This window comes from Aeromonas sp. ZOR0001, assembly GCF_000801015.1.
GTDB lineage: Bacteria > Pseudomonadota > Gammaproteobacteria > Enterobacterales > Aeromonadaceae > Aeromonas > Aeromonas veronii.
Window position 1 is genome coordinate 35,231 of the sequence record NZ_JRJY01000079.1, and the last position, 7,812, is coordinate 43,042.

At 57.1% G+C, this 7,812-nt stretch carries 7 protein-coding genes and 2 pseudogenes; 1 reads left to right on the top strand and 8 read right to left on the bottom strand.

Annotated elements, in window-relative coordinates; translation table 11 throughout:
* From dhaM to L972_RS09845, 7 genes and pseudogenes are all read right to left on the bottom strand, one after another.
* A pseudogene (dhaM, locus tag L972_RS21870) lies at positions 1-368 on the bottom strand (dihydroxyacetone kinase phosphoryl donor subunit DhaM); the annotation flags it as partial.
* Position 369: 1 nt separating this feature from the next.
* On the bottom strand, positions 370-999 hold the full coding sequence (dhaL, locus tag L972_RS09820) for a dihydroxyacetone kinase subunit DhaL (protein ID WP_047437877.1): 630 nt from the start codon (positions 997-999) through the stop codon (positions 370-372).
* A gap of 9 nt (positions 1,000-1,008) precedes the next feature.
* On the bottom strand, positions 1,009-2,079 hold the full coding sequence (gene dhaK, locus L972_RS09825) for a dihydroxyacetone kinase subunit DhaK (protein WP_005340163.1): 1,071 nt from the start codon (positions 2,077-2,079) through the stop codon (positions 1,009-1,011).
* 238 nt (positions 2,080-2,317) lie between these two features.
* The gene (locus tag L972_RS09830; protein WP_042032197.1) at positions 2,318-3,676 is read right to left on the bottom strand and encodes an NCS2 family permease; all 1,359 of its coding nucleotides are present in this window, start codon (positions 3,674-3,676) and stop codon (positions 2,318-2,320) included.
* 302 nt (positions 3,677-3,978) lie between these two features.
* Positions 3,979-4,191: a transcription antiterminator/RNA stability regulator CspE gene (gene cspE / locus L972_RS09835; protein ID WP_005316548.1), complete on the bottom strand. Its 213-nt coding sequence runs from the start codon at positions 4,189-4,191 to the stop codon at positions 3,979-3,981.
* 596 nt (positions 4,192-4,787) lie between these two features.
* Positions 4,788-5,072 carry a DUF3811 domain-containing protein gene (gene yjbD / locus L972_RS09840; RefSeq protein WP_005340165.1) on the bottom strand — a complete coding sequence of 95 codons (285 nt, stop codon included), beginning with the start codon at positions 5,070-5,072 and terminating at the stop codon, positions 4,788-4,790.
* Between the two features lie 146 nt (positions 5,073-5,218).
* Positions 5,219-6,121: a cation diffusion facilitator family transporter gene (locus L972_RS09845; protein ID WP_047437901.1), complete on the bottom strand. Its 903-nt coding sequence runs from the start codon at positions 6,119-6,121 to the stop codon at positions 5,219-5,221.
* A gap of 460 nt (positions 6,122-6,581) precedes the next feature.
* On the opposite strand from L972_RS09845, the gene L972_RS22125 reads away from it, so the two are divergent.
* The gene (locus tag L972_RS22125; RefSeq protein WP_019445191.1) at positions 6,582-6,707 is read left to right on the top strand and encodes a hypothetical protein; all 126 of its coding nucleotides are present in this window, start codon (positions 6,582-6,584) and stop codon (positions 6,705-6,707) included.
* A 72-nt stretch (positions 6,708-6,779) separates the two neighbouring features.
* On the opposite strand, the pseudogene L972_RS09850 reads toward L972_RS22125, so the two are convergent.
* A pseudogene (locus tag L972_RS09850) lies at positions 6,780-7,522 on the bottom strand (substrate-binding periplasmic protein).
* Positions 7,523-7,812 lie beyond the last annotated feature (290 nt).

The following is a 7,812-nucleotide window of genomic DNA, read 5'->3' on the forward strand; positions in this document are numbered from 1 at the left end:
AGCGCCTCGGCGGCTACCTCGTCCAGCGTCAGGCCGGAACCGGCCGCCACCACAGCGGCCAGAGTGCCTTCGACCAGCGGAGCGGGGCAGAGCCGCACCCGTGCGCTCAGATCCGGCGGCAACAGTTCGAGGGCGGTCTCGGCACTCAGGAGGGCGCTGCCCAAATCCATCAGCACCAGCACGCCGCTGCCGTCGTCCGCCTCTTCAATCGCACTCATCACCGCGATGGCGTCGGTGCCGATGGGGTGGTCGGGGTCATCGACCCCGGCCGCCAGCAGCAGGCGGGCCGGGCTGCCGAGCTGATCGGCCAGCGCTTTCAAACCGGCCGCCAGCATGGCGCTGTGAGAGACCACTACGATTCCGATCATGTCACAACCTCGCTCTGTCACGCAGGGCGGTCAGCAGCAGCAGGGTCGAGGTGGCCCCGGCATCCTGATGGCCGATGCTGCGCTCGCCAAGATAGCTGGCGCGCCCCTTGCGAGCCTGCATCTGGATGGTGGCCTCGGTACCGGCTGCGGCGGCTGCCACCGCCTTGTCCAGCGCTTCGTTGAGGGGCAGATCTTGCTGCTGCGCCTGTTGCAGGGCGGCCAGTGCCGGCCACCAGGCATCGCACATGGTCTTGTCGCCCGGCTCGGCGCGGCCGCGGGAGACGATCCCCTCCACCCCGTCGCTGAGCATTTTGCACAGCTGGCTGAGGCTGAGGCTCTGGCAGGCGTCACTGCTGGCCGCCGCCCGGATAAAGAAGGTGCCGTAGAGCGGGCCGCTGGCGCCGCCGACCGAGGAGAGCAATGTCATGCCGGTGGTTTTCAGCACCTGACCGATATCCTTGTCCGCTACCGCCGGCAGCTTCTCGGCCACCTTGGCGAAGCCGCGCTGCATATTGAGGCCGTGGTCGCCGTCGCCGATGTCGGTATCCAGCGCTGTGAGGTAGTCACGCTGCTCGGTAAAGATGTGTTCGCAGTCGAGCAGCCAGTTGACGATGTGATGCTTGCTTAACATGGGCTCTCCTTAGCAGCCGCGACGCAGGGCGGGGGTGTGAACGGGGGCATCCCACAGGGTCATCAGCTCGTCATCCACCTTGAGCAGGGTGATGGAGATGCCGGTCATGTCGAGGGAGGTGCAGTAGGGGCCGATCAGGTTGCGCACCAGATGGATGCCCGCCTCTTCGCACAGGGTTGCGAGGCGACCATAGACGCCATAGAGCTCTGAAATCGGGGTGCCGCCGAGACTGTTGACCAGCGCGATAACCCGATCGCCCTTGTTGAGCGGTTCGATAAAGGTGTGCTCCTCCTGCCAGCTGCCAGAGGTTCTGTCCCAGTGGCGCAGGGTGCGGCCATAGGGGGTGTTGTCAGCAAGCTCGCTGAACATGTCGTCCACCAGGGTATTGAGATCGGTGAAGGGGCGACGCTCGATGCCCGGTTCGCCGTGGATACCGACGCCGAACTCCAGCTCGTTGTCCGCCAGAGTGAAGGAGGGCTTGCCAGCGGCAGGCACGGTGCAGGCATGCATGGCCACGCCTATGGTACGGCTCTGGTTGTTGATGCGACGAGCCAGCGCCTCGCAACGGGCAAGGTCGTAGCCTGCCTCGGCAGCGGCACCCACCAGCTTTTCGCACAGCACGGTCGTGGCGACGCCACGGCGACCGGCGGTGTAGAGGCTGTCTTTGACCGCCACGTCGTCATCGATGAGGGCGAAGCCCACCTTGACGCCGTCGCCGTGCAGCAGCTCGACCGCGGTTTCGAAGTTGAGTACGTCACCGGTGTAGTTCTTTACCAGAAACAGTACGCCCGCGCCGCCATCAACGGCCTGACCGCACTCGTACATCTGATCCGGGGTCGGGGAGGTAAAAATCTCGCCGGGGCAGGCGCCATCCAGCATCCCTTTGCCCACCAGACCGCCGTGCATCGGCTCGTGGCCGCTGCCCCCGCCGGAGACCAGCGCCACCTTGCCCATCACGGGGGAGTCGGCGCGGGTGATGTAGTGGGGTTCGATACGTACCTTGAGCTCGGGGTGGGCGGCTGCCATCCCCATCAGTTGTTCACGGACCACGGCATCGACGGCATTGATCAGTTTCTTCATGGCTCACTCCTTGGCTTGCCACCGCTCGGGTGGGCAAATGGTTGATGGAGCCAGTCTAACGACAGAAAAAGGGATAAAAATGACGGTCGATTTGGTTTGGATTTGAAACAACAGAAGGGGGATGGATGTTTCAATCTGAAACGGCGCAGGGCAAGCGGGCGGGAAACTGTTAGCTGACTCACAGCCATGAAAAAGGGCCCCGCAGGGCCCTTCGCTATAACCGGAATATGCGGGTGGGTTAGATGGCCCAGCCACCGGCATAGAAGACCACCAGCGCCACGGCGATGATAACGGTGCCGACGTTCAGCTTCTTCCACTCGGCAGCGAACAGACGACCGATGACCAGCGCCACGAAGCCCAGCATGATGCCGGTCACGATGTTGCAGGTGAGCACGATAAAGACGGCGCACAGCATGCCGGAGAGCGCATCGACCGAGTCGCTGAAGTCCAGCTTGGTGACGTTGCCCAGCATCAGCAGACCGACGTACATCAGGGCCGGTGCGGTGGCGTAAGCCGGTACCAGATAGCTGAGCGGGGAGAGGAAGATCATCAGCAGGAACAGCACGCCGACCAGCGCGGCGGTCAGGCCGGTCTTGCCACCGGCCGCGGTACCTGCGGCGGATTCGATGTAGACGGCAGCCGGAGCACCACCTACGGCGCCTGCCACCATGCTGCTGACGGAGTCGGCAGTCAGGGCCTTGCCGCCGCTGATGATGTGGCCACGCTCGTTGATAAGGCCAGCCTGACCGGCCACGGCACGGATGGTGCCGGTGGCGTCAAACACGGCGGTCATCACCAGTGCCAGTACGGTCGGAATGACTACCGGATTGAGGGCGCCCAGCAGATCCATGCTGCCTACCAGAGAGCCCTTCTCTCCAGTCAGGCTCGGCATGGCGAAGAAGCCCTGCCAGGTCACTTTCGGGTCGAAGATAAGGCCGAGGATGGAGATGGCGATGATCACCATCAGGATGCCGCCCGGCACCTTGCGACGCTCCAGACCGAAGATGGCGGCCAGACCCAGCACCGTCATGATCACCGGGAAGGCGGTCACTTCACCCAGCTGAACCGGCAGACCGGCCCCTTCGTTCTTGATCACCATGCCGACGCCGTTGGTGGCGATCAGCAGCAGGAACAGACCGATACCGATGCCGGTGCCGTGAGCGATGCCGGAGGGGAGGTTATCCAGGATCCACTGGCGCACGCCGGTGACACTGATCAGGGTAAACAGCACACCCATCAGGAAGATGGCGCCCAGAGCGACCGGAATGCTCAGTCCCTGACCCAGCACCAGACTGAAGGCGGTAAAGGCGGTGAGGGAGATGGCGCAACCGATAGCCATCGGCAGCTTGGCCCACAGGCCCATCAGCAGGGAGCCGAAGGCGGCGATCAAACAGGTGGCCACAAACACCGGGCCCTGCTCAAAGCCGGCAGCGCCCAGCATGTTTGGCACCACTATGATGCTGTAGACCATCGCCAGGAAGGTGGTCAGCCCCGCGACCAGCTCCTGACGCACGCTGCTGCCGCGCGCAGAAATGGAAAAATAAGAGTCCAGAAAGCCGCCAGTCCCTGTTTGGGCGGCCATATCTTGCTTTGCCATAACTAATCCTGAAAGTGTGAAGGAAATCGTTTGCGTTGGTGGCGCGCAAAATAGCAAGAATTCGCGGCAAATACAGCGGATAACCGGACTTTTTCGTCACTATTTTACATTTTGAGTCCATTCGGAGCTCATTCTAAGACTCAAGCGGTGAGAGCGTGTAAGGGAGGGATCAAGCGGTTGGGAAGGGTAGGTCTGTGAGGAAAAGCGGGGAAAAACAAAAAACCCGCCTAAGCGGGTTTTTTTAATTCTTGCAGAGCGGTCAGCAGTTGGCATGAGCCATCAGCAGCATGCTCCGGCTTGAATTACAGACCAACTACGTTGGCAGCAGCCGGGCCTTTCTGGCCTTGCTCGATGGTGAACTCAACGCGCTGACCTTCGTCCAGGGTTTTGAAGCTGGTGGACTGGATAGCGGAGAAGTGTACGAACACGTCTTTGCTGCCGTCAGCCGGGGAGATGAAACCAAAACCTTTCTCAGCGTTGAAGAACTTAACGGTACCAGTCATTTTGTTAGACATAATAATTTCCTTAAATAGTGTTGAATGCCACCTAAATGGCAATTTTTGATTTTTCGTCAGCAATACGTATGGGGAGCACTAAAGAAGGAGAATTATTTGATAAGAATTATCCGAGGATAACGCTTATGCTAATCACTGCTTTACTAAAATGACTGCCTAACATAATCAGGTCTGAACTGCCGAACCATCGAGAAAGATTAAAACACGCTCTCATTTTTAAAGCAAACTTTATCTCGATATTAATGTTTTGTAACAGCCAAAAATATCATTTTTTATAGTAAACATGATGCATTTCAACGGCATAGGAAAATCAGTGCAGACTCATATCACCCTGTGGCAAGTCAGATTCGGCTTTTTTGTCCTGACTATGTAGCCAGTTCTGACAAAAAATATGAGAAAAAATGAAAAAGTTGGCGATAGACCGGAGATTGTCAGTTGGCGTTCTCTCTAATCCACAATGTGAATCATTCCTCTGCGGCTGCGATTAGCGACTGAGATGCAAATCAATGGCAGCGCCAAATCTGGCTCATCGAGCATCGCCCAGACATGCAAACGCCCGCAGGCACAAGTGCCAGCGGGCGTTTTGCAAGAAAGGATCAGCGCTTGCTGCGAAACTTGTTGCTGACCGAATCAATCCAGCTGAAGGTTTCCGGCAGTACCTGGTTCTTGGCGCGTTCTTTGGCTTTCTCGCGAGCCAGCTTGGAGGCAGCCTTGGCCGCTTCGGCGCGGTCGGCCACAATTTTCAGGCGACCCTCTTCACGGATCTTGTTCCGCTCTCCGTTGGTCAGCTGGTGGTCTGCATTGGCTTGTGCCTTTTGCAATAACAAGGCTATCTCGGCTTTTTCGGCCTCGGTCAGATCTTTCATTTCCAGCTTTTTCACGGCGCGCTCCTGCGGCAGGGTGGTTAGACACCCTAACACAGTTGTGCCGATCACTTCTTATGCAATCGGCTTTCCGGCAGTAAAAATGCGGGTTTGTGCCAACTTTCCGTTATTTCGCTGCCACTTTCCCGCCTGTTTGCCACATTTCAATTTATGGCGAGCGGTGAGGGCATCTCTTGCTCCTCCGGCTCGACGTGGATCAGCACGATGGCGTGGGGCAACTGCTCCATGATGGCGTGTTCGATGCGATCACAGATATCGTGGGCTTCGCCGATGCTCATCTCCGGGGGCAGGGTGAGGTGGAAGTCGATATGGCGACGACGACCGGCACGACGGCTGCGCAGATCGTGGAAACCGCTGGCGGCAGGGCAACATTCGGTGATGATGCGGCTGGTCATCGCCAGCTCTTCCGGGCTCATGCTCTGGTCGATCAGCGGCTGGAAGGCCTCGTTGAGCATGCTGATCGCCTCTTTGACAATAAAGATGGCGACCGCAATGGCGACCAGCGGGTCGAGGATGGCGAGGGAGTAGCCGAACAGACCGGCCAGCCAGATCCCGCCAAGACCGACGGCGACACCGGCTGAAGTGAGCACATCCGCCTTGAGATGGAGCGCATCGGCCGCCAATGCAACTGACTCTTCTTCCCGGGCCACCTTGTAGAGGTAGGCTGAGACGCCGCTGTTGACCAGCGCCGAGATCACCATCACCAGCACGCCCCAGCCAATGCTTTCAATCGGGCTGGGGGTGATTAGCTTGTCGACAGCTTCGAAGATGATCCAGCCTGCGGCCAGCAAGATAAGCAGTGCTTCGATGACACCGGAGACATTTTCAATCTTGTCGTGACCATAGGGGTGGCTCTCATCGGGCGGGAGATCGGACTTTTTCACCGCGAACAGGGCGATCAGGGCCGCCACCAGATCCATGGCGGAGTGGATCGCCTCCGAGATGATACTGACCGAGCCGCTGGCGAACCCGGCTACCATTTTCATGATGATCAGACTGATATTGGAGCAGACCGACACCATGGCGGCTCTGGTTTTTCTGTTCATGTACAGCTTCCTGAATAAAAACGGATATTTCGGTGCGGCGCGCATTATATCCGGCTGACCGGAAATAACCTATTCGGTGTTGTAACCTGATGTTTCTGATGATATTGCGAATGCTTATTAAAATGGTGACCTCTTGCGCGGCAATAAATAATGAGAGGGATTTATATTTATCCGTGAAAATATCTAGGTAACGATGACTTAATATAAGCGTGACAACATTTAATAATGCGAATTACTCTTTTTTGGTCTTTCCTGTCGAGGTCGTTTGGCCTCCCCGCTCAAGGGGCTGCGCGCGGCATTTTTTGGACGAGAATGAGGCTGGATCCGGATGCCGCTGGAGGGTATGCTGGGTCTGGTGATGGTCTTGCACCATCCCACCAAGCGTACTGAAGTTGATGATTCGGATGGCATGCTGGCTCCCATGAGGAACCAACTGTCTGGGTAACATTTTTGGAGTTTGATGATGAGTAACAAAGAACATCACAACGGCAAAGATGCCAAGAAAAAACCGCAGATGTCACTGAAAGAGAAACGCGAAGCCAAACGTCAGAAAGCAGAACTGAAAAACGGCAGCGCAATGAAGTAACGCTCCCCTACTGCTGTTCCTTCGGAGCCAGTACAAAGCCAGCCCTAACCGGCTGGCTTTTATGTTTGTGGCTCACGGTGTAGCGCCGTAAGCCGCGAAAATCTGGTGATAACGACCATCCTGACGCATAGCCTCAAGGCGCTTATCAAACAGATTGCGGGCATCGGCCGTTCGGAAGGCAAAGTGATAGACGGTGGGTGGGAAGAGGTCTGCTTGCCTGACCTGATTGCGCTCGTAGTGCTCGCCTGCCTGGGCGGTGGCAATCAGCTGGTCGAGGTAGTAGTAGAACACCCGCTCCTCCAGTACGACTGCATCCACCCTGCCGCGCATCAGCTGATGTACCTGCACCTGCTGCTTGGCTACCTCCTCATAGTGGGGATTCTGGTTGGCCATGGTGGCGAACGCGCCCCCAGAATGATCCTTGCCCGTTGAAAGGCGGTGACCTGTTTTGAATGCAGATCGTCCAGAGTACTGATGTGGGTGCTGCGCAGGGTGAAGATCCGGTTATGGAAGGTGATAACGGGCTGGGTCAGAACGTGAGGATCAACCATACCGGGTCTGACGTTGATGATGGCATCCAGCTTTCCTGATTCGAACAGGCGGAAGGTGCGCTCCAGTGGCAGAAATTCAAAGCTGGGTTCATAGCCGCTGCCAGCGAACGCCTCTTTCAGCAGATCCAGCTCAATGCCACTCTGATTACTTTCGATGACATAAGGGGGGATGGCAAAGCTGACCCCGACCTTGAGTGGCTTTGCCTGCAACTGGCCGGACAGCATGCTGGTCAGCATGAGCAATAAAGGGGTGAGCAGTTTCATTGCACTTTTCACAAAGCGCTCCTGTGGAGAGTATCCATCACTGTAGGGGAGGCAACCAAAAAGCGTTATATCCCTTTCGGGCTGAGAGGTTCAGCCTGAGTGCATAAAAAAAGACTCTGAGTTATCAGGGCCTTTTCAATATTCTGTTCTTAGAACGGAAGGGCAGGAACTTTTCAGTGTAACTGCCACTGTGTGTGTGAGTTGGTTGAGTGCAAGCCAAGTAAACACTGTTTTGTAGTAGTCTAAGGCGTTGTTTCCCAAATCGATACAGCTTGAATGGAACTAACTGA

Bases quoted from the DNA above. Each gene is read 5' to 3' on its own strand.
- dhaL (WP_047437877.1), bottom strand. From the start codon at position 999: ATGTTAAGCAAGCATCACATCGTCAACTGGCTGCTCGACTGCGAACAC.
- dhaK (WP_005340163.1), bottom strand. From the start codon at position 2,079: ATGAAGAAACTGATCAATGCCGTCGATGCCGTGGTCCGTGAACAACTG.
- L972_RS09830 (WP_042032197.1), bottom strand. From the start codon at position 3,676: ATGGCAAAGCAAGATATGGCCGCCCAAACAGGGACTGGCGGCTTTCTG.
- cspE (WP_005316548.1), bottom strand. From the start codon at position 4,191: ATGTCTAACAAAATGACTGGTACCGTTAAGTTCTTCAACGCTGAGAAA.
- L972_RS09845 (WP_047437901.1), bottom strand. From the start codon at position 6,121: ATGAACAGAAAAACCAGAGCCGCCATGGTGTCGGTCTGCTCCAATATC.
- L972_RS22125 (WP_019445191.1), top strand. From the start codon at position 6,582: ATGATGAGTAACAAAGAACATCACAACGGCAAAGATGCCAAGAAAAAA.